The sequence below is a fragment of the Superficieibacter electus genome, assembly GCF_002915575.1.
Classification (GTDB): Bacteria; Pseudomonadota; Gammaproteobacteria; order Enterobacterales; family Enterobacteriaceae; genus Superficieibacter; species Superficieibacter electus.
On sequence record NZ_PQGD01000003.1, the window covers coordinates 65678 to 86401 of the forward strand.

The following is a 20724-nucleotide window of genomic DNA, read 5'->3' on the forward strand; positions in this document are numbered from 1 at the left end:
GAATCGGATAAATATCATTCTGATTAATAGATCAGGGTGGAGAAAGTCTAAGTGAAGATGTCAGCACCTAATTTGAGTTAGCGCAATTTTTAGGTTAACAGTAAATATTTGTTAACCCTGCAACAGCCGGATCAATAAAGAGCCGTTATACATGGCATCTTTTACCAGTGCGGCCCCCGCCATCGTGCCCTGATTGGAAAACTGGGTGCTTTCCACCGTAACATGTTTACTATAGGCCGGAAGTGCCTGCTGGCGAATGCAATCGGCAATGGCAGGAAACAGCGTTTCGGATGCCTCATTGAAGGGTGAACCGATGAGAATTTTTTGTGGGTTAAACAGGTTCACCATAATGGCGATAATGCGGCCAATATGCGTCCCTACGCCACTGATAATGTCCTTAGCCAACAAATCACCTTGCTGTGCGGCCTGACAAAGCGACGTTACGGTTAACGGCTGCTCGTGCAGTCGTGAACTCATTGATTGACTCATTCGCATCTGAGCAAGTTCCAGCACGCTCTCAACACTGGCAATCGTTTCCAGACAACCATGATTACCGCAGTAGCAACGTTTGCCCCACGGATCGACCTGGGTATGGCCAATTTCCACCAGACTACTGCTGCCTGCGTGCAGCAAGCGACCATCGGTGATTACGCCAGCGCCTACATTATGATCGATGACCACCTGAATAACATCCCGTGCGCCGCGCGACGCGCCAAACAGCAGTTCGGCCATGGTCCAGGCACTAATATCATGCTGAATATAGACGGGAACACCAGTGTGATTTTCCAGCGTCTCACCCAGCGGCATCTCTTTGACGTCGAGATAAAACGGCATGCGATGCACAATACCATTTTCAGTATCAATGATTCCCGGCAGCGTAATGGCGATAGCCGTCAAACGTTCAAGCTTGTGCTGATGACGGATAAAGAATTGATCGATATGGGTAACGATGCGGGTAAGTAGCGGCTGGGGATCGTCCAGCGGAAGTTCAAGTTCTTCTTCTACAACGGACTTGCTGCTGAGATCGCGTAAGGCAAGCTGAATGGTACCACGATTAATGCGTAAAGAGAGGTAATGCCATGCATCTGTCTCTACCATCAACCCCACGGCCGGGCGACCACGACTTCCCGGCTCCTGAATTTCCGTTTCCTGAACCAGATGCGCTTCCAGCATTTCACGTACAATCTTGGTGATGCTGGCCGGAGCAAGCTGAGCAAGACGTGACAAATCAATGCGCGATACCGGGCCAAGCTGATCAATCAGGCGATAAACCGCTCCTGCATTGGTTTGCTTAATCTGATCAATATGTCCTGGCTGACTGTCGGATACCACCGCTGACTCCCTTTATTTTCGCGCTTCGAAATAATCTGTGGGCTATGGTGGAACACTTCAATACCTGGCGTCAACTTTTTGCTTAGTCGTGTGATTTAACGCACATTTTTTTGTTATTTTTGGGCTTTTGCACCACGTAAAAGTTGCGCTTTGAAACGAACTGCAGCGGGACTAAGTGCGCGATGGTTTGCCCATACCAACCACATTTCTGAGACGGCATCTTTTTCAATAAAAGGTAGCCAGCGCATCTCTTCCAGCTGGACCCGGCGAAAGGAGGCCGGCAAGATAGATACCCCCAGCCCGGCAGACACCAGACCGATAATGGTCATCGCCTCGCCCACTTCCTGCGTAATTACCGGCGATAAGCCATAGCGCCGCAGTAAGCCCAGAATATCGTCATACAGGCCTGTACCGACATGCGGGTCGAAAAACACAAACGGCTCACTTGCAAGGTCGGCCAGGGAAATCACATTTTTGCCCGCCAGCGGATGGTCGCGATGGACCATTGCCAGCAACGGTTCGCGAAGGATCACTTGCCAGTTCAATGTCTCCGGCAGTTGGGTATTGCGCATTAATCCTAAATCCAGTGCGCCATCGTTCAGAGGGGCAATTTGCTCGCGCGTATTCGTCTCGCGCGTCTGGATGTGGACATCAGGATAATGCTGGCGAAATGATGACAAGGTATCAGAAACGGATTTAATGAACGGCGCGGAGGACGTAAAACCAATGCGTAACTCGCCAGCCTCTCCCTGATGCAGTCGCGTAGCGCGAAGTGCGGCATCGTCCACCATTGACAAAACCTGACGGCTATCGGCAAGAAATTGCTTACCGGCCGCCGTGAGACTAACGCTGCGGTTTGTGCGATTCAGAAGACGGGCTTCGATTTGCTGCTCCAGAATTTGGATTTGCTGGCTGAGCGGAGGTTGAGAAATATTCAGCCGGGAGGCGGCCCGGCCAAAATGCAATTCTTCCGCAACCGCAATGAAATAACGCAGATGACGTAATTCAATATTCATACTTTTAAAATATCAATTAAGATTAATAATATATTAGACGGAATATTTACAGTTTCCTACTCTTTTAGCCGTGATATTCATTTACTGTTATGTGCAAGGAATTTCCATTGAGCCGTACAACCACCGTCGAAACCGATCCGGTTAGTGACGCAAGCACCGCCCCATCAACTCCATCCGTAAAATATATTCAGCGCGGCACCCGCCAGTTCATCCGCGTCACGCTGGCGCTTTTTTCTGCTGGCCTGGCTACGTTCGCCCTGCTCTACTGTGTTCAGCCGATTCTGCCGGTGCTCTCTCATGAATTTGGCGTTTCGCCTGCCGGCAGCAGTATCTCGCTGTCGATCTCAACGGCTATGCTGGCCATTGGATTATTGTTCACCGGGCCACTGTCAGATGCCATCGGGCGTAAAAAAGTGATGGTAACGGCACTGCTACTCGCCTCCTGCTGTACGTTGCTTTCAACGATGATGACCAGCTGGCACGGTATTTTACTTATGCGGGCATTAACGGGTCTTTCTTTAAGCGGCGTGGCAGCGGTGGGAATGACCTACCTCAGTGAAGAGATCCATCCAGGTTTTGTTGCCTTTTCTATGGGGTTGTATATCAGTGGAAACTCTATCGGCGGGATGAGCGGTCGCCTGTTGAGCGGCGTGATCACCGACCTGTTTTCATGGCGCACAGCACTGGCTGCCATCGGCTGTTTTGCTCTTGCATCGGCCATTATGTTCTGGAAAATCCTCCCGGAATCGCAGCATTTTAAAGCCTCATCGCTTCGACCCAAAACCCTGTTACTTAACTTCCGTCTGCACTGGCACGATAAAGGATTACCGTTGCTGTTCATGGAGGGATTTTTGTTGATGGGCTCGTTTGTCACCCTGTTTAATTACATCGGCTATCGATTAATGCTGCCGCCGTGGTCATTAAGCCAGGCTGTCGTCGGACTGCTTTCTGTCGCTTACCTGACGGGTACCTGGAGTTCGCCAAAAGCCGGGACCCTGACGCTGCGTTATGGACGCGGACCGGTAATGATTTTTTCGATCGGCGTAATGCTTTTCGGTTTGTTACTTACCCTGTTCTCTTCATTGTGGCTGATATTTTCAGGCATGTTGCTCTTTTCAGCAGGCTTCTTTGCCGCCCATTCCGTTGCCAGCAGTTGGATCGGCCCGCGCGCGCGCCGGGCGCGCGGCCAGGCCTCTTCACTGTACTTGTTCAGCTATTATGTGGGTTCAAGTATCGCCGGGACGTTGGGCGGGGTCTTCTGGCACCGTTTTGGCTGGAACGGCGTAGGCAGTTTTATTGCGTTAATGCTCATAATTGCCTTAATAACCGGCGGCATTTTACACCGGCGTTTACATTAATGATTCGTCCTCGTTTTGGCTTGTACAAACGGTTACACGCGGAAACCAAACACTCACGGAAAAGCAGAATTGTCAGGGATATAGTGTTTTCACCGGCCCCGCAGTGGGGTTGAATGAAAAAACCAATTCGAGGATATCAGAATGAAAAAAGTATTAGCTCTGGTTGTTGCCGCTGCTATGGGTCTGTCATCTGCTGCATTCGCTGCTGAAACTACCAGCACCACGCAAACTCCGGCAGCGTCCACCACCACTACGACGACAACCCATACTTCTACGGCGAAAACCACCCATCATAAAAAACACAAAAAAGCAGCTAAACCTGCAGCCGATCAGAAAGCACAAGCGGCCAAAAAACACAAAAAAGCAGTAAAACAGGACGCCACTAAACCGGCTGCCCAGAAAGCGCAGGCGGCAAAGAAAAGTAAAAAAACGGTGAAACACACTGCCGCTAAACCAGCCGCGGCAAAACCAGCAGTTCAGCCTGCTGCATAAAAGACGTGTACTAACTGGTTTTTAGGTAGACCGGCGCTGCTTCAGCGCTGGTCTTTGTGGAGAGCTGTGATGTTACATCGCTACCGATTTGAGCTCATTCTGATTACATTAATTATATGCGCATTTGTCGCTGGACGACTTTTCCTCATTTGATGTAGCACGCTGATTTTGCTCCCACTTTCCTCGCGTCCCGTCTATAGTTATCTCATTGGGTTCACTTTTAATAATCATAATTACCCCGTCTGAGAGTGATATGCGTAAAACTGTTTTACTTTTAGGGTCTGTACTGTTTTCTTTGGCAGCTCATGGTGATGAAACGATGAGCCCGAAAGATATCAGGACGTTGTTTTTTGGTCATGATGACCGAACGCGTGTAACCACTCCTGGCGATGCGCCGTGGGATGCCATTGGACAACTCGAAACCGCCAGCGGAAATTTATGCACGGCTACGCTAATTTCGCATAACCTTGCGCTTACGGCAGGCCATTGCCTGCTGACGCCGCCGAAAGGCAAGCCTGATAAGGCCATTGCATTACGTTTTGTGTCGCAAAAAGGACTATGGCGGTATGAAATTCACGGTATTGAAGGCCGCGTAGACCCAACCCTGGGCAAAAGACTTACTCCTGACGGCGATGGCTGGATAGTCCCCCCTGCAGCCGCTTCCTGGGATTTTGGGCTAATCGTGTTGCGTTATCCGCCGTCAGGGATAACCCCTTTACCGTTATTTGAGGGCAACAAATCAGCCCTCACCGCCGCGCTGAAAGCCGCGGACCGCAAAGTGACTCAGTCGGGATACCCGGTTGATCATCTTGACGATCTTTACAGCCATCAGGATTGTATCGTTACCGGCTGGGCGCAAAACGCGGTGCTCTCACATCAGTGCGACACGTTACCGGGAGATAGCGGTTCACCGCTGATGTTAAAAACCGCACAAGGCTGGCAGCTTATTGCAGTACAAAGCTCGGCTCCTGGCGCAAAAGACCGCTGGCGGGCCGATAACCGCGCTATTGCGGTGACCGGCTTTACTGACAAGCTGGAAGCACTGGCAAAAGAATAGCGTTTTAACGGCTCCGCTTAGCGTGACGTTCCCGGTTCTCTATCTTCGCTTCGCTGGATTTTCGCAACGCAACATAACAGGCCCCGCTACCGCCATGATGTGCAGAGGCTACACAATAAGCCTGCACATCATCAAACTCAGCCAGCCAGCGGGCAAGATAACTGCGGATAATATTGGCATGCGCGTTGTCATCTCGCCCTTTTCCATGGACTATCACCACATTGCGCAAACCGTCTTTACAGGCCTGAGTTATAAATCTGAACAGATTTTGCCGGCATGTTTCGACTGGCTGGCGAAGTAAATTCAGGCTGGCCTGAGGGCGATATTTCCCCTGCCTGAGCTTCTCAAGTACGCCAGTTTGTACACCTTCACGTTTGAATTCCAGAGGCGTTGCAAGCGGGATCACGTCTAAAAAACCGCTTGTCAGAAAGTTATCCAGTTGAAGCAAATCGATACGCGCAGGCGCGCGAGTATTGCGGGTCGGATACCATTTTACGTCACTACAGTGTTTAAGTGGCTGGACATCCTCCATGGCGTCAAGAAATAGCGATTTGTCGTCAAGGTTCATGTTCTATCCTCCGGCTACCCTTACGAATTTACTATAGCGGCGTCATCTCACACTCACAACGCGATTTACACTGTTCACCCGCATAGCGCGTGTGGCCTGCCGTAGGCTAAATATACCAGGAAGTGAAAAGTTTAATAGCGCTTAATAGTCATTAACCAGAGTTAATATATTGATCATCCTTAAAGATCTGTGAAATATATCACCCGATAGCGCTGGAAAATATCTGATAACTTGTTATAACTTAATCTATCCGCATCACGGAAAATAAATGTGGAAAAAACGAAGGAACCCGATACTTAATCACTCTGGAGTCTGTTGGATGTCGGCAGGCTCTGTTTTTTATCCGTTTTTTGCCACCCTCCTGCTTTCGCGCTTTACTGGTCTATCTTTCTCTTGCTTTCACCGCTTAATTCATAACCATAACTTATCTATATTGCTTCCCCCTGAGATCACCTGCGATAAAAATATTGAGCATGATTAATTTATAAGCAAAAAAGGTAATGCTTGCGTCCCCGGCAAAAGATGCACATTATTTATCCTTCACAGTAACGGGAAAAAATAATGTTGACACTTTTACAGGATAAAATTTCGACACCGTTAGGTTTGCTCTGGCTGATTTGTGATGAGCAATTTCGCCTGCGCGCGGTGGAATGGGATGAATATAGCGCGCGCATGGAGCTTCTACTCGATCTGCACTACAAAAAAACAGGATATTGTCGAAAGGATGCCGTGAACCCCGGCGATCTTAGCCAGAAACTCGCAAACTATTTTGAGGGAGATCTGGCTATTATTGACACACTCCCGACGGAAACTGCTGGCACCCCTTTTCAGCGCGAAGTGTGGAAAGCGCTGCGTGACATCCCCTGTGGCCAGGTCATGCATTATGGTCAACTGGCCACAAAGCTGGGACGCAGCGGAGCGGCCAGAGCCGTCGGGGCAGCTAATGGCTCAAACCCGATCAGTATCGTTGTGCCGTGCCATCGGGTGATTGGCACAAACGGTACCCTGACGGGCTATGCGGGTGGCATTGCCCGTAAAGAGTGGCTTTTGCGCCATGAAGGCTATCTTTTACTTTGATTATACGTGCGCAGTTTCAGGTTTACGTTTGTTGACCTGTCCTATAACCCTAGCAATATCAAGGGGATGAATTTATATCTTTTTGAACTATTTCATTATTCAGCGAATGCGGTTTTAGCAGGGTTACTTGCTCACAAAAAAGATGATAAAATTGACCAATATCAATAACGGCCTGAGCAGACCTATGATCCCGGAAAAGCGAATTATACGGCGCATTCAGTCTGGCGGATGTGCGATCCATTGTCAGGATTGCAGTATCAGCCAACTTTGCATTCCATTCACGCTGAATGAGCATGAGCTCGATCAACTCGATAATATTATCGAGCGGAAGAAGCCCATCCAGAAAAGCCAGACGCTCTTTAAAGCGGGTGATGAACTGAAATCGCTGTACGCCATTCGTTCCGGCACGATCAAAAGCTATACCATCACTGAACAAGGTGATGAGCAGATCACAGGCTTTCATCTGGCGGGCGATTTAGTCGGTTTTGATGCTATCGGGACGGGCCATCATCCAAGCTTCGCGCAGGCGCTTGAAACCTCAATGGTATGTGAAATTCCCTTCGAGACGCTGGATGACTTGTCCGGCAAGATGCCGAACCTGCGCCAACAAATGATGCGTCTGATGAGCGGCGAAATCAAAGGCGACCAGGATATGATCCTGTTGTTGTCTAAAAAGAATGCCGAAGAACGCCTGGCCGCCTTCATCTACAATCTGTCACGTCGTTTCGCTCAGCGGGGCTTTTCACCGCGCGAGTTTCGCCTGACCATGACTCGCGGTGACATTGGTAACTATTTAGGTCTTACGGTTGAAACCATTAGCCGCCTGCTGGGCCGTTTTCAGAAAAGCGGCATGCTGGCAGTGAAAGGTAAGTATATTACCATTGAAAATAATGACACGCTGGCACAGCTGGCGGGACATAGCCGCAACCCTGCCTGATTGTCATTTGCCCCCCGCCTTCGCCAGACGTTATATTTTTCTGATTTATTGATCTGGCGAGGGTAATCCTCTGTTTCATTTTACATAGATGAGTTATCTTGTAGTTACAGACTGTGGCGACAGTTGTAAGGAGACCCACTATGGCAAAATATCAAAATATGCTGGTCGCTATCGACCCGAATCAGGACGATCAACCCGCATTGCGGCGCGCCGTTTATTTGCACCAACGCATCGGTGGCCGTATCAAAGCCTTTCTGCCCATCTATGATTTTTCTTATGAGATGACCACCCTTCTCTCGCCAGACGAACGCACCGCAATGCGTCAGGGCGTGATTGGACAACGCACGGCGTGGATACGTGAGCAGGCAAAATTTTATCTTGATGCTGGCATCCCTGTCGACATTAAAGTGGTCTGGCATAATCGTCCTTTTGAAGCGATCATTCAGGAGGTGATAACTGGCGATCACGATTTACTGCTGAAAATGACCCATCAACATGACAAACTCGAATCTGTGATTTTTACCCCAACTGACTGGCATTTATTACGTAAATGCCCTTGCCCGGTATGGATGGTTAAAGACCAGCCGTGGCCTGAAGGGGGAAAAGCACTGGTCGCGGTTAACCTTGCCAGCGAAGAGGAATATCATAATTCACTGAATGAGAAACTGGTCAAAGAGACCCTCAGTCTTGCCGAACATGTGAATCATACTGAAGTGCATCTTGGTGGCGCTTATCCGGTTACGCCTATCAATATCGCGATCGAACTCCCCGATTTCGACCCCAGCGTATACAATGACGCCATCCGCGGGCAGCACCTGCTGGCAATGAAAACCTTACGTCAGAAGTTCAGCATTAGCGAGAATATGACGCATGTCGAAAAAGGGTTGCCTGAAGAGGTCATTCCGGATCTGGCCGAGCATTTACAAGCCGGCATAGTCGTGCTCGGGACCGTTGGGCGTACAGGTCTCTCAGCCGCCTTTCTGGGTAACACCGCTGAGCAGGTTATCGACCATCTGCGCTGTGACTTGCTGGTGATCAAACCTGACCAGTTTCAGACGCCCGTAGAACTGGACGACGACGAAGACGATTAGTCAAAAAAGGCCCGGCTTGCCGGGTCAGCACCTTACGCCTGTATAAAAAAACCCGCCGAAGCGGGTTTTTACTTTGCAAAGAATACACCTTAAAGCGCTTTTAAAATAGCATCTACGCTGGCTTTGGCATCACCAAACAGCATTTGGGTATTTTCTTTAAAGAACAATGGGTTTTGCACACCGGCATAGCCTGTATTCATTGAACGTTTGAATACTATGACGTTTTGCGCTTTCCAGACTTCCAATACAGGCATACCCGCAATAGGACTGCGCGGATCGTCCTGCGCGGCGGGGTTTACCGTGTCATTAGCACCAATAACCAGGACAGTGTCGGTGTCAGCGAAATCGTCATTGATTTCATCCATCTCCAGCACAATGTCGTAAGGTACCTTGGCTTCAGCCAGCAAGACGTTCATATGGCCCGGCAAACGTCCGGCAACCGGATGGATGCCAAAGCGCACTTTAATACCGCGAGCACGCAGTTTCTCGGTAATTTCAGCCACCGGGTACTGTGCCTGCGCTACCGCCATGCCATATCCGGGAGTGATAATGACAGTTTGTGAACTTTTAAGCATTTCTGCCGTTTCTTCAGCGGTGATTTCACGATGTTCACCCACTTCACCTTCGCTGCCATCAGAACTACCGTCGGTACCGAAACCGCCTGCGATAACGCTGATAAACGAGCGGTTCATCGCTTTACACATGATGTAAGACAGTATCGCACCCGACGAACCGACCAGCGCACCAGTAACAATCAGCAGATCGTTACTGAGCATAAAGCCTGCCGCTGCGGCCGCCCATCCTGAATAAGAGTTCAGCATCGACACCACCACCGGCATATCCGCTCCGCCTATCGACGCTACCAGGTGCCAGCCAAATGCCAGGGCAATAATGGTCATTACCAGCAAGGCCAGTGCCTGTAAGGTCACACTCTCGGTACGCACGAAGACCAGCAGCAACAAGAATGAAACGACCAGCGCTGCCAGGTTCAGCTTATGGCGATTCGGCAACATCAGTGGTTTTGAGGAAATCTTGCCGCGCAGTTTGCCAAAAGCAACAATCGAACCGGTAAAGGTTACCGCACCGATAAAGATGCCAAGAAAGACTTCAGTTAAATGAATATTGACCAGTACCGGTTCCATTCCCGGCTCGTGATACAGGTAGCTGTTAAAGCCGACCAGCACCGCGGCCAGACCGACGAAGCTGTGCAGAATGGCAACCAGTTCAGGCATTTCGGTCATTTCGACGCGTTTTGCCAGACGCATACCAATCGCACCGCCAATAACCATTGCGACGATGATCCACACTACGTTGCCGGTGTCCGGCCCAAAAATAGTGGCAATTAGCGCAATCGCCATCCCGGCAATACCGAATGTATTTCCCTGGCGAGAGGTCTCATGTTTTGATAGTCCCGCCAGACTAAAAATAAACAGGATCGCGGCAACAATGTATGCAGCTGTAACTAATCCTCCAGACATATGTTACCCCTTAGTTCTTCCGGAACATTTTCAGCATACGCTGAGTCACGGTGAAGCCACCGAAAATGTTAATACTGGCAATTAATACGGCGATGAAGCTGAAGAAGCTTACCCACCCGCCGTGCCCGATTTGCAATAGCGCACCCACAACAATAATGCCTGAGATGGCATTCGTGACCGACATCAGTGGCGTATGTAATGCATGCGACACATTCCATACCACGTAATAACCGACCACACAGGCAAGCGCGAACACAGTAAAGTGGCCGAGAAACTCTTTAGGTGCTACATCAGCAAGCCAGCCAAAGAGAATGATCGCCAGCGCCATCAGCACATACTTACGCAATGGTGAGGCCGGTTTTTCGGGTTCTTTAGGCGCTGGAGGCGCTTTCGGCGCGGCCTGCGGTTGAGCGGAAACCTGAATCGGCGGCGCAGGCCAGGTGACTTCGCCATCACGAATAACGGTCACGCCACGTATGACAACGTCCTCGAAATCCACGGTAATGTTGCCATCTTTCTCTTTGCACAGCAGTTTCAGCAAGTTAACGAGGTTGGTGCCATAAAGCTGCGAGGACTGGGTGGGTAGACGCCCCGGCAAGTCTGTATAGCCAATGATTTTAACGCCGTTTGCGGTGGTAACCACTTCATTGGCAACAGTATATTCACAGTTGCCGCCGTTTTGCGCGGCCAGATCGACCACGACGCTACCGGAGGTCATGGAATCGACCATCTCGCGGGTGATGAGCTTAGGTGCGGGTTTGCCCGGGATCAGCGCGGTCGTGACAATAATATCAACGTCCTTCGCCTGCGCAGCGAATAATTCCATTTCCGCTTTAATAAACGCCTCGGACATTACCTTAGCATAGCCATCGCCGCTGCCCGCCTCTTCTTTAAAATCCAGCTCAAGAAACTCAGCCCCCATACTCTGGACCTGTTCCTTTACTTCCGGACGGGTGTCGAAGGCACGAACAATAGCGCCAAGACTATTAGCCGCACCGATGGCCGCCAGGCCCGCGACGCCCGCGCCAATCACCATGACTTTAGCAGGCGGAACTTTACCTGCAGCCGTGATTTGCCCGGTAAAGAAACGACCAAATTCATGTGCTGCTTCGACAATGGCGCGATAGCCAGCGATATTCGCCATTGAACTTAGCGCGTCAAGCGACTGCGCGCGCGAAATACGCGGCACCGCGTCCATCGACATTACCGTCACATTGCGCGCTGCCAGTTTCTCCATCAGTGCCGCATTCTGTGCAGGCCAGATAAAGCTGATAAGCGTCGTGCCCGGATTCAGTAATGCGATCTCCGTATCTGCAGGTGCATTTACTTTAAGAATGATATCTGATTGCCAGACGTTGTTCTCATCAACAATCTCAGCCCCTATCTGGGTGAATGATTCATCATCAAAGCTGGCAAGTTTGCCCGCGCCGCTCTCAATTGCGACGGTAAAACCAAGCTTTAGCAACTGCTCAACCGTTTTTGGCGTTGCTGCAACTCGCGTTTCACCGGCCCACCGCTCTTTTGGTACCCCAATACGCATAGTTTTCCCTTCCATCGATTTTTGAAGATGGTTGTTATATCGTCAGAAGCAATGTCAACGTGACTCATCGCTTCTGAAAAATAAAACAGTAACAAACTTTCTATAACCTACTGAAAATAACGGCTGTGATCCACCGCAAGAAAAAACTATTTGCGAATTTATTGCGTAAACACCCTGATTGATCGCAACAGGCCACGTTTTTCACCGGTAAATCATTAGCATGACTGATAATCAGCTCACTGAAGTGGTCTAAAAATAATGATCATGGGCTGCAAAAAAATAGATTTAACATTGCGTTAACTTATAAAAGTCATATTCATTACCAGTTTTAACGGTCAAGCGCCCGTTTTGGCATCATAGTGCAAGATGTCATTGCCTGATGAGCGCAAGAATAAGCGGGGGTGAAAAATCACGCAGACAATTACGCCGTTTAAATGCAATAATCAGCAGAATTTTAGTCAACAACGATACCAGTTACTGGTTTGCGCAAGGCGAAGGACTCTTTTTTATGAAGCTTAAGAACACACTCCTGGCATCCGCACTCCTGTCTGCCAGCGCGCTTTCGGCACAGGCAGCAACAGAATTAACGCCGGAGCAGGCAGCAGCGCTGAAGCCCTATGACCGCATAGTGGTCACTGGTCGCTTCAATGCCATCGGCGATGCGGTTAGTGCCGTATCCCGGCGTGCAGATAAAATGGGCGCAGCGTCTTTCTACATTCAGGATACGTCTGATGCTAATAACAGCGGCAACTGGCGCGTAATCGCAGATGTCTATAAAGAAAATGCGCCGCAGGCGGATAAGCCGCAAAATCGCGTGATTAACGGGGTCATGGAATTACCGAAAGATCAGGCTGTCGCGCTTGAGCCATTTGACACTGTAACTATTCAGGGTTTTTTCCGCAGTCAGCCGGAAGTGAATGACGCGATTACCAAAGCCGCTAAACAAAAAGGGGCTGCCTCTTTCTATATTGTTCGCCAGGTTGATGCGAATCAGGGCGGCAACCAGCGCATCACGGCGTTCGTGTATAAAGCTGATGCAAAAAAACGCGTGCTGCAAAGCCCTGATGCGATCCCGGCTGATTCTGAGGCTGGACGCGCCGCACTGGCTAAAGGTGGGGAAGAAGCGAAAAAAGTCGAGATTCCAGGCGTTGCAACCAGCGCTGCGCCAAGTGCAGAGATAGGCCGTTTCTTCGAAACGCAATCATCTAAAGGTGGACGTTACACCGTCACCTTACCTGACGGCACAAAAATCGAAGAGGTCAATAAAATCACTGCTGCCCAAATGGTGCCTTTTGACAGTGTCAAATTTACCGGCAATTACGGAAATATGACCGAAGTATCTTATCAGGTAGCCAAACGCGCCGCCAAAAAAGGCGCTAAATACTACCATATTACTCGCCAGTGGCAGGAACGCGGCGGTAATGTCACTATCAGTGCCGATCTCTTTAAGTAAGCCTTTTCTCTAAACCCGGCTCCTGAGTCGGGTTTCAGAGTGATCCTGTTCCACAACCTATTTTTGACACTATTCTCTCTATTCCCGTCTTTCATTATTGCATCTCAGTAACACACTTCGTACAATCCCGCGCCTCAGAGCGATCAACCATCTTTATGCGCTTTATTAAGATAAATATTCGTCAGCGCACCTTTTTTGCCACAGGATAGCCATGGAAAAGAAACTTGGTCTTAGTGCATTAACTGCACTTGTGTTGAGCTCTATGTTAGGGGCGGGAGTTTTCAGCCTGCCGCAGAATATGGCACAGGTCGCAAGCCCGATGGCGTTGATGATCGGCTGGGCGATTACCGGCGTTGGCATCCTGCTACTGGCCTTTGCCATGCTGCTATTAACCCGCCTGCGTCCCGAACTTGATGGTGGCATATTTACCTATGCGCGCGAGGGTTTTGGTGAGCTAATCGGGTTTTGCTCCGCCTGGGGTTACTGGCTGTGCGCGGTCATTGCTAATGTTTCATATCTGGTCATTGTTTTCTCCGCGCTCAGTTTTTTTACCGACTCACCCGAACTGCGTTTCTTTGGTGATGGCAATACCTGGCAAGCCATTACCGGCTCCTCCATTCTGCTGTGGATCGTGCATGCGCTGGTCCTGCGCGGTGTACAAACCGCGGCGGGGATTAACCTGGTTGCCACTCTTGCAAAACTCTTGCCGCTGGGGTTGTTCATCGTGCTGGCCGGTATGGCGTTTAGTCTTGATATCTTCACGCTCGATTTCCGCGGCGTGGAGTTAGCGATGCCGGTCTGGGAGCAGGTCAAAGGTACGATGTTGATCACGTTATGGGTATTTATCGGGGTAGAAGGCGCAGTGGTTGTGTCGGCACGGGCGCAAAATAAGCGTGATGTCGGGCGGGCCACATTACTGGCAGTGCTATCCGCACTGGCCGTTTATTTGCTGGTCACCCTGCTTTCTCTGGGTGTTATTCCGCGCCCCGAACTGGCAGAAATGCGCAATCCGTCAATGGCCGGTCTGATGGTCAGGATGATGGGCTCATGGGGAGAGGTGATCATTGCGACAGGTTTAATTATTTCCGTGTGCGGTGCTTATCTCAGCTGGACCATTATGGCTGCCGAAGTTCCGCTGGTAGCAGCAACGTATAAAGCATTCCCGCGCATGTTTGCCAGACAGAACAAAAATAATGCCCCGGCAGCTTCATTGTGGCTAACGAATATCAGCGTGCAGGTGTGTCTGCTGCTTATCTGGCTGACGCATTCAGATTACAACACGCTACTGAATATTGCCTCAGAGATGATCCTGGTTCCTTATTTCCTGGTAGGGGCATTTCTGGTGAAAGTTGCCATCCGGCCTCTTCAACGTGCCGTAGGTATCGGAGCCTGTATTTATGGTTTATGGTTATTGTATGCCTCCGGTCCTCTGCATTTACTGCTATCAGTCATATTGTATGCGCCGGGGCTGATGGTGTTTATCTACGCACGCCGTACGCATCACCATGACAGTAAATTAAGAGCAGGCGAACAGGCCTTGATAGTTTTCTTACTGGTTGCCGCCGTTCCAGCAACCTGGATATTGATGGGGTAAGCCGCGCCCCATCGCTAATCGCTTAAGGAGATAACGATGGGAAGCCAGCCACATCCGATCTTGATCACCGGTGGAGGCCGGCGTATTGGCCTCGCTCTGGCACATCACTTCCTGAATCATTTTCAGCCGGTTATCGTCAGCTATCGCACCCGCTACGCCGCCATTGATGGTCTGGAAAAAGCCGGTGCTATTTGTATCCAGGCTGACTTTTGCCACGATGAAGGCATTCTGGCATTTGCCGAAGACGTGAAAAAACAGACGTCATCTCTGCGGGCCATCATCCATAATGCCAGCACATGGGCGGCGGAAAAATCCGGTACCTCCTTATCTGACGTGCTCTCCGCCATGCTGCATGTTCACGTTCATGCTCCCTATTTGCTCAATCATGCGCTGGAAGATTTGTTGCGCAGACGCGGTCATGCCGCCAGCGATATTATCCATTTTACCGATTACGTGGTTGAGCGTGGCAGCGACAAGCACATCGCGTATGCTGCCAGTAAAGCGGCGCTGGACAATATGACCCGTTCCTTTGCCCGCAAGCTGGCACCTGAGGTGAAAGTTAATGCCATCGCGCCTTCATTGATCCTGTTTAATGAACAGGACGATGCGGATTATCGTCAGCAGGTGTTGAACAAATCATTAATGAAAATTGCGCCTGGTGAGAAAGAAATTATCGATCTGGTTAATTATCTGCTCGTCAGTTGCTACGTGACCGGGCGGAGCTTCGCCGTTGATGGTGGGCGACCGCTACGTTAGTGAAAACGACTCCAGACCAATATCAACAACCAGGCGCTCAGGCTCCAGCACAGTACTGCCCAACCCAGCGCCAGCGGAAGGCGCATAACACCAGTGAAGAACCATAAAGTCAGCAAATAGAGGAAATAAGGGATGATAGACCACATACCAAAAACAATGGTGGTACGTAATGCTTCAGTCCCCCGCTCATTTGCGACAATATAATGTGCAATGAGTGCGAAAGTTGGAAATAGTGGGACCAATCCAGCGATGTAGTAATTTTTTGTTTTGGCTAATAATCCAATAAGAACCACTACCAGCGCACCCAGCATCGCTTTGATCAAGAGTCCCATTCCTTTGCCTTTAACAGATAGATAACAATTAGCGCAGCATAACGGAAGTCACTCTGTTTATGAACGATTAATGGAAGCTTTTGTCCCGGGGGTGTATGTTAGCTTTTTTGGTAGTGTATCAATCGCATGAATAAAATTGTTTTTGTCGAAGACGATCCTGAAGTTGGCGCGCTCATTGCCGCCTGGCTCGGGAAACATGATTTTGAGGTCATCATTGAAACGCGTGGCGATCGCGCTGAAGAGATAATTCTTCGCGAAGCGCCCGATCTCGTGTTGCTGGATATTATGCTTCCGGGAAAGGATGGGATGACGATATGTCGTGATTTACGCAGCCAGTGGCAGGGCCCAATTGTCCTTTTGACCTCGCTTGATAGCGATATGAACCATATCCTTTCTCTTGAGCTCGGCGCTAACGATTATATTCTAAAAACAACACCTCCCGCCGTGCTTCTGGCCCGGTTGCGTTTACACCTTCGCCAGCACATTACCACGTCGTCAAAGCCGGTCACCACCGCCCTGACCCCGCATAAAACTATGCGTTTTGGCACGCTGACCATAGACCCGATAAACCGCCAAATATTATTAGGCAGTGATAATATCGTCCTTTCTACGGCTGATTTTGATCTCCTGTGGGAGTTAGCCACTCATGCCGGGCAAATTATGGATCGTGATGCATTGCTGAAAAACCTGCGCGGCGTTAGCTATGACGGCATGGATCGCAGTGTTGACGTTGCCATCTCTCGCCTGCGTAAGAAATTGCAGGATAGTGCGACCGAACCCTATCGCATTAAAACCGTGCGCAATAAAGGCTATTTATTTGCCCCGCATGCCTGGGATAATTAACGTTTAGACACGCATAGAGTAATGTTATGAAGAAACTGTTTGTGCAGTTTTACCTCCTGCTTTTTGTCTGTTTTCTGGTGATGACAATGCTGGTCGGGCTGGTTTATAAATTTACCGCCGAGCGCGCAGGACGCCAGTCGCTTGATGACTTGATGAAAAGTTCGCTCTATCTTATGCGTAGCGAACTGCGAGAAATCCCCCCTCATGCGTGGAATAAAACCCTCAAGCAGTTGGATCTTAATTTGTCTTTCGATTTGCGCATTGAGCCACTGGCGAAATTTACACTTGATGCTGGCGATATGCAGCATCTGCGCGCCGGGGATATTGTGGCGCTGGACGACCAGTATACTTTCGTTCAGCGTATTCCGCGTAGTCATTACGTCCTGGCGGTTGGCCCTGTGCCGTATCTCTATTTTATGCATCAGATGCGGCTGCTTGACGTCGCATTAATGGCGTTTATTGGCATCTCGCTGGCATTCCCGGTATTCATCTGGATGCGACCACACTGGCAGGATATGCTTCGCCTTGAATCGGCAGCGCAGCGCTTTGGCGCAGGACATTTAGCTGAGCGTATCCATTTTGACAGCATGTCCAGCTTTGAGCGTCTTGGCGTGGCGTTCAATCAGATGGCAGATAACATCAATGCGTTGATAGCCAGCAAAAAGCAGCTGATTGATGGAATAGCCCATGAACTGCGTACCCCGCTGGTGCGCCTGCGTTATCGCCTTGAAATGAGTGAAGGACTTACACCCGACGAATTACGGGCGCTGAACCGCGATATTGGACAGCTTGAAGCGCTCATTGAGGAGCTACTAACCTACGCCCGCCTCGATCGACCACAAAATGCGTTAACCCTGACAACACCGGATTTACCAGCCTGGGTTGCTGCCCATATTGAGGATGTACAATCCGTTAATCCGCAGCGAAAAATTGTTGCCGCAACAATCATTCCCGGAGACTACGGTGCGCTGGATATGCGCCTTATGGAACGGGTACTGGATAATTTACTTAATAATGCCCTGCGTTACAGCCAACAGCAGGTCACCATAAGTCTGGAGCGGACCGGTAACCGGGCCTGCCTGACGGTGGATGATGACGGTTGCGGCATCGCCGAGACCGAGCGTCTGCGCGTCTTTGAACCCTTTGTGCGCCTCGATCCCAGCCGGGATCGCGCTACCGGCGGCTGTGGCCTGGGGCTGGCTATTGTCTCGTCCATTGCCCACGCTATGGCTGGTGAAGTAGCCTGCGAATCCAGCCCAACGGGCGGCGCACGTTTCCGCTTTAGCTGGCCCTTGTGGCATAACATCGCCCTTCCCGTTCCTGCCTGAAAAAGTTGCACTGAAGTCTCAGTATGCGTACAGTAGGCGTTATAGAGTATGTTGTAACTAATGGAAAACCCGATGGCCAGTTATGATATTGTTGAGCGATTAACCTCTACCTTTCGCGAGCTGGAGCATGAACTGGCCGCGCTTCGCGACGATCTGCAAAATTGCCGACTGCTGGCGGGCCGCGTTTTTGAATTACCGGAAGTAAAAAAAGAGGATGAGCATTCACCGCTCACCCGTATTCGGGTGATCCAGCATGTGGGTAAAGCGGCCCTGGCACAGGCACTCGGCCACTTTGGGCATTTGTTTATCCAGCAGCAGTCTGAGGCACGTAGTAGTAAAGCGGCGGTTCGTTTACCCGGCGTTATCTGCTTTCAGGTCACCCCGCCACAACAGAAAATAATTGAGGATCGCGTCGCTCATATCAATACGTTAAAAATGACGTTTGAAAATATTGTTACCGTTGAATCCGGTTTGCCAACGACGGCGCGCTTCGAATGGGTTCACCGCTATCTACCGGGGCTGATTACGCTCAATGCCTACCGTACCGTAACGCTGCTCAACGACCCGGGCACCCTGCGCTTTGGCTGGGCGAATAAACATATTATTAAAAATTTGACCCGTGATGAGGTGCTGGCGCAACTGGAGAAGAGTCTCAAGTCACCGCGCGCCGTTGCGCCCTGGACCCGCGAGCAGTGGCAGGCCCGGCTTGAGCGTGAACACCAGGATGTGGCCGCGCTGCCGGAACGGGCAAAACTCAAAATTAAACGGCCGGTGAAAGTGCAGCCCATTGCCCGGGTATGGTATCCGGGCCAGCAAAAACAGGTTCAGCACGCCTGCCCCAGCCCGATTATCGCGCTTATTTCCGGCACTGGCGGCGTCAGCGTGCCGGATATCGGTGAACTACTGGATTATGATGCAGAAAACGTGCAGCACCGCTATAAACCAGAGGCGCAGTCGTTGACGCCGATTATTCCCCGACTGCACCTGTATGTGGCTAACGAGTCTTAGGCATACTGCCTACCATTTCATGTGGGCGCACCCAGTTGTCAAACTCCTCTTCGCTCAGATAGCCAAGCTTGAGGGCAGATTCTTTCAGGGTCAGCCCTTCTTTGTGGGCTTTTTTCGCAATTTCCGCCGCTTTGTCATAGCCAATATGCGTATTCAGCGCGGTGACCAGCATTAGCGACTCGTTAAGCAGCCGCGCAATGCGCTCGCGGTTAGGTTCGATGCCAGTGGCGCAATGCTCGTTGAAACTCTCCATACCGTCTGCCAGCAAGCGGACAGATTGCATAAAGTTGTGGATCACCATCGGACGATACACGTTCAGTTCAAAATTGCCCGATGCGCCGCCCAGGTTAATCGCCACGTCGTTGCCCAGCACCTGACAGCACAGCATGGTCATCGCTTCGCACTGAGTAGGGTTAACTTTGCCTGGCATGATTGACGAGCCGGGTTCGTTTTCAGGAATGGAAAGCTCACCAATCCCGCAACGGGGGCCAGATGCCAGCCAGCGCACGTCGTTAGCGATCTTCATCATCGACGCCGCCAGCCCTTTTAACGCGCCGTGAGAATGGACCAGCGCATCGCAGGTCGCCAGGGCTTCGAATTTATTGGGCGCGGTAATAAAGGCCTGGCCCGTGAGCGACGCCAGCTCCTGCGCTACACGCTGTGCATATTCAGGATGCGTATTCAGCCCGGTACCGACGGCGGTGCCTCCCAGCGCCAGTTCGCTCAAATGCGGCAAACTGTGTTCAATATGACGAAGATTATGCTCCAGCATAGCCACCCAGCCGGAAATTTCCTGCCCGAGAGTCAGTGGCGTGGCATCCTGCAAATGGGTACGACCAATTTTGACAATATCGCGGAAGGCTTCTGATTTCGCGGCCAGCGTGTTTTTCAGTACATTGAGTTGCGGTATCAGCTCTTCTTTAAGCGCGATAATCGCGGCCACATGCATGGCGGTCGGGAAAACATCGTTGGAGCTTTGGCTTTTATTCACATCGTCATTAGGATGCACCTTGCGCTCCATCCCTCTGACGCCACCCAGTAACTCGCTGGCGCGGTTGGCCAGCACCTCATTCATATTCATGTTGCTCTGCGTACCGGAACCGGTTTGCCAGATAGCCAGCGGGAACTCCTGCGGATGTTGACCGGCCAGCACTTCATCGGCGGCACGAATAATGGCATTGGCTTTTTCGGCGGGCAGCAGCCCTAAATCCTGGTTTACTTTGGCGGCAGCGCGTTTGGTCAACGCCAGCGCGCGGATCAGTGAGACCGGCATTTTCTCGGTGGAAATACGAAAATGCTCCAGCGAACGCTGGGTCTGGGCTCCCCACAGTTTGTCTGCCGGGACCTCAATAGCCCCCATCGAATCTTTCTCACTGCGATGCGTTGTCATGACTGGCTCCTTGAATAAATGATGGAAGGGTCGACATTGCTCACCTGCAACAGAGATGAAGTATCAGATATTTT

Annotated in this window: 20 protein-coding genes; 13 read left to right on the plus strand and 7 right to left on the minus strand. The window is 50.6% G+C overall.

What is annotated here, in order from left to right:
* Positions 1–111: 111 nt before the first annotated feature.
* Positions 112–1332: a sugar metabolism global transcriptional regulator Mlc gene (gene mlc / locus CHU32_RS04210; protein ID WP_103674542.1), complete on the minus strand. Its 1221-nt coding sequence runs from the start codon at positions 1330–1332 to the stop codon at positions 112–114.
* A 113-nt stretch (positions 1333–1445) separates the two neighbouring features.
* Positions 1446–2348 carry a LysR family transcriptional regulator gene (locus CHU32_RS04215; RefSeq protein WP_103674543.1) on the minus strand — a complete coding sequence of 301 codons (903 nt, stop codon included), beginning with the start codon at positions 2346–2348 and terminating at the stop codon, positions 1446–1448.
* A gap of 107 nt (positions 2349–2455) precedes the next feature.
* Between CHU32_RS04215 and CHU32_RS04220 the strand changes: the two genes are divergently transcribed.
* The 4 genes from CHU32_RS04220 to CHU32_RS04230 all read left to right on the plus strand — a co-directional run bounded on the left by CHU32_RS04220 (position 2456) and on the right by CHU32_RS04230 (position 5255).
* The gene (locus CHU32_RS04220; RefSeq protein WP_103750786.1) at positions 2456–3706 is read left to right on the plus strand and encodes an MFS transporter; all 1251 of its coding nucleotides are present in this window, start codon (positions 2456–2458) and stop codon (positions 3704–3706) included.
* A 141-nt stretch (positions 3707–3847) separates the two neighbouring features.
* A complete protein-coding gene (asr, locus tag CHU32_RS04225) occupies positions 3848–4198 on the plus strand; it encodes an acid resistance repetitive basic protein Asr (RefSeq protein ID WP_103674545.1) in 351 nt (116 codons plus the stop codon).
* A 69-nt stretch (positions 4199–4267) separates the two neighbouring features.
* Positions 4268–4351: a small membrane protein YdgU gene (ydgU, locus tag CHU32_RS29020; RefSeq protein ID WP_483883553.1), complete on the plus strand. Its 84-nt coding sequence runs from the start codon at positions 4268–4270 to the stop codon at positions 4349–4351.
* Between the two features lie 100 nt (positions 4352–4451).
* Positions 4452–5255, plus strand: a complete 804-nt coding sequence (locus CHU32_RS04230) for a trypsin-like serine peptidase (RefSeq protein WP_103674546.1) — start codon at positions 4452–4454, stop codon at positions 5253–5255.
* A gap of 4 nt (positions 5256–5259) precedes the next feature.
* On the opposite strand, the gene smrA is transcribed toward CHU32_RS04230, so the two are convergent.
* Positions 5260–5823, minus strand: coding sequence for a DNA endonuclease SmrA (gene smrA / locus CHU32_RS04235; protein WP_103674547.1), 564 nt, complete (start codon positions 5821–5823; stop codon positions 5260–5262).
* Positions 5824–6384: 561 nt separating this feature from the next.
* Between smrA and ogt the strand changes: the two genes are divergently transcribed.
* From ogt to uspE, 3 genes are all read left to right on the plus strand, one after another.
* Positions 6385–6900, plus strand: coding sequence for a methylated-DNA--[protein]-cysteine S-methyltransferase (gene ogt / locus CHU32_RS04240; protein ID WP_103674548.1), 516 nt, complete (start codon positions 6385–6387; stop codon positions 6898–6900).
* Positions 6901–7084: 184 nt separating this feature from the next.
* Positions 7085–7837 (plus strand): fumarate/nitrate reduction transcriptional regulator Fnr, encoded by a 753-nt coding sequence (fnr, locus tag CHU32_RS04245; protein ID WP_133159226.1) that lies wholly within the window; start codon positions 7085–7087, stop codon positions 7835–7837.
* Between the two features lie 140 nt (positions 7838–7977).
* A complete protein-coding gene (gene uspE, locus CHU32_RS04250) occupies positions 7978–8928 on the plus strand; it encodes a universal stress protein UspE (RefSeq protein ID WP_103674549.1) in 951 nt (316 codons plus the stop codon).
* Between the two features lie 89 nt (positions 8929–9017).
* Here uspE and pntB read toward each other — a convergent pair whose 3' ends face one another.
* Together pntB and pntA are read right to left on the minus strand one after the other, a co-directional pair.
* A complete protein-coding gene (gene pntB, locus CHU32_RS04255; RefSeq protein WP_103674550.1) occupies positions 9018–10406 on the minus strand; it encodes a Re/Si-specific NAD(P)(+) transhydrogenase subunit beta in 1389 nt (462 codons plus the stop codon).
* Between the two features lie 10 nt (positions 10407–10416).
* Entirely contained in the window at positions 10417–11946 is a 1530-nt protein-coding gene (gene pntA / locus CHU32_RS04260) for a Re/Si-specific NAD(P)(+) transhydrogenase subunit alpha (RefSeq protein WP_103674551.1), read from the minus strand.
* 508 nt (positions 11947–12454) lie between these two features.
* Here pntA and ydgH point away from each other — a divergent pair.
* The 3 genes from ydgH (at position 12455) to folM (ending at position 15749) form a co-directional block, all read left to right on the plus strand.
* Positions 12455–13399 (plus strand): DUF1471 family protein YdgH, encoded by a 945-nt coding sequence (gene ydgH, locus CHU32_RS04270; protein WP_103674552.1) that lies wholly within the window; start codon positions 12455–12457, stop codon positions 13397–13399.
* Positions 13400–13610: 211 nt separating this feature from the next.
* A complete protein-coding gene (locus CHU32_RS04275; protein ID WP_103674553.1) occupies positions 13611–14993 on the plus strand; it encodes an amino acid permease in 1383 nt (460 codons plus the stop codon).
* A gap of 36 nt (positions 14994–15029) precedes the next feature.
* Entirely contained in the window at positions 15030–15749 is a 720-nt protein-coding gene (gene folM / locus CHU32_RS04280; RefSeq protein WP_103674554.1) for a dihydromonapterin reductase, read from the plus strand.
* On the opposite strand, the gene CHU32_RS04285 is transcribed toward folM, so the two are convergent.
* Complete coding sequence (locus CHU32_RS04285; protein ID WP_103674555.1) at positions 15746–16081, minus strand: GlpM family protein; 336 nt, start codon at positions 16079–16081, stop codon at positions 15746–15748. The genes folM and CHU32_RS04285 overlap by 4 nt on opposite strands.
* A 126-nt stretch (positions 16082–16207) precedes the next feature.
* On the opposite strand from CHU32_RS04285, the gene rstA reads away from it, so the two are divergent.
* The 3 genes from rstA (at position 16208) to tus (ending at position 19260) form a co-directional block, all read left to right on the plus strand.
* On the plus strand, positions 16208–16924 hold the full coding sequence (rstA, locus tag CHU32_RS04290) for a two-component system response regulator RstA (RefSeq protein ID WP_103674556.1): 717 nt from the start codon (positions 16208–16210) through the stop codon (positions 16922–16924).
* A 26-nt stretch (positions 16925–16950) separates the two neighbouring features.
* Positions 16951–18252 (plus strand): two-component system sensor histidine kinase RstB, encoded by a 1302-nt coding sequence (rstB, locus tag CHU32_RS04295; RefSeq protein WP_103674557.1) that lies wholly within the window; start codon positions 16951–16953, stop codon positions 18250–18252.
* 72 nt (positions 18253–18324) lie between these two features.
* Positions 18325–19260: a DNA replication terminus site-binding protein gene (tus, locus tag CHU32_RS04300; protein ID WP_103750787.1), complete on the plus strand. Its 936-nt coding sequence runs from the start codon at positions 18325–18327 to the stop codon at positions 19258–19260.
* Here the strand turns inward: tus and fumC are convergent.
* On the minus strand, positions 19247–20650 hold the full coding sequence (gene fumC, locus CHU32_RS04305; protein WP_103674559.1) for a class II fumarate hydratase: 1404 nt from the start codon (positions 20648–20650) through the stop codon (positions 19247–19249). The genes tus and fumC overlap by 14 nt on opposite strands.
* Between the last annotated feature and the right edge of the window lie 74 nt (positions 20651–20724).

Excerpts from the sequence above, each read along its gene's own strand:
- asr (WP_103674545.1), top strand. The coding sequence starts at position 3,848 with ATGAAAAAAGTATTAGCTCTGGTTGTTGCCGCTGCTATGGGTCTGTCA.
- CHU32_RS04275 (WP_103674553.1), top strand. The coding sequence starts at position 13,611 with ATGGAAAAGAAACTTGGTCTTAGTGCATTAACTGCACTTGTGTTGAGC.
- tus (WP_103750787.1), top strand. The coding sequence starts at position 18,325 with ATGGCCAGTTATGATATTGTTGAGCGATTAACCTCTACCTTTCGCGAG.
- rstB (WP_103674557.1), top strand. The coding sequence starts at position 16,951 with ATGAAGAAACTGTTTGTGCAGTTTTACCTCCTGCTTTTTGTCTGTTTT.
- uspE (WP_103674549.1), top strand. The coding sequence starts at position 7,978 with ATGGCAAAATATCAAAATATGCTGGTCGCTATCGACCCGAATCAGGAC.
- rstA (WP_103674556.1), top strand. The coding sequence starts at position 16,208 with ATGAATAAAATTGTTTTTGTCGAAGACGATCCTGAAGTTGGCGCGCTC.
- ydgH (WP_103674552.1), top strand. The coding sequence starts at position 12,455 with ATGAAGCTTAAGAACACACTCCTGGCATCCGCACTCCTGTCTGCCAGC.
- smrA (WP_103674547.1), bottom strand. The coding sequence starts at position 5,823 with ATGAACCTTGACGACAAATCGCTATTTCTTGACGCCATGGAGGATGTC.
- pntB (WP_103674550.1), bottom strand. The coding sequence starts at position 10,406 with ATGTCTGGAGGATTAGTTACAGCTGCATACATTGTTGCCGCGATCCTG.
- folM (WP_103674554.1), top strand. The coding sequence starts at position 15,030 with ATGGGAAGCCAGCCACATCCGATCTTGATCACCGGTGGAGGCCGGCGT.
- fumC (WP_103674559.1), bottom strand. The coding sequence starts at position 20,650 with ATGACAACGCATCGCAGTGAGAAAGATTCGATGGGGGCTATTGAGGTC.
- ogt (WP_103674548.1), top strand. The coding sequence starts at position 6,385 with ATGTTGACACTTTTACAGGATAAAATTTCGACACCGTTAGGTTTGCTC.
- CHU32_RS04230 (WP_103674546.1), top strand. The coding sequence starts at position 4,452 with ATGCGTAAAACTGTTTTACTTTTAGGGTCTGTACTGTTTTCTTTGGCA.
- CHU32_RS04285 (WP_103674555.1), bottom strand. The coding sequence starts at position 16,081 with ATGGGACTCTTGATCAAAGCGATGCTGGGTGCGCTGGTAGTGGTTCTT.
- CHU32_RS04215 (WP_103674543.1), bottom strand. The coding sequence starts at position 2,348 with ATGAATATTGAATTACGTCATCTGCGTTATTTCATTGCGGTTGCGGAA.
- ydgU (WP_483883553.1), top strand. The coding sequence starts at position 4,268 with ATGTTACATCGCTACCGATTTGAGCTCATTCTGATTACATTAATTATA.
- fnr (WP_133159226.1), top strand. The coding sequence starts at position 7,085 with ATGATCCCGGAAAAGCGAATTATACGGCGCATTCAGTCTGGCGGATGT.
- pntA (WP_103674551.1), bottom strand. The coding sequence starts at position 11,946 with ATGCGTATTGGGGTACCAAAAGAGCGGTGGGCCGGTGAAACGCGAGTT.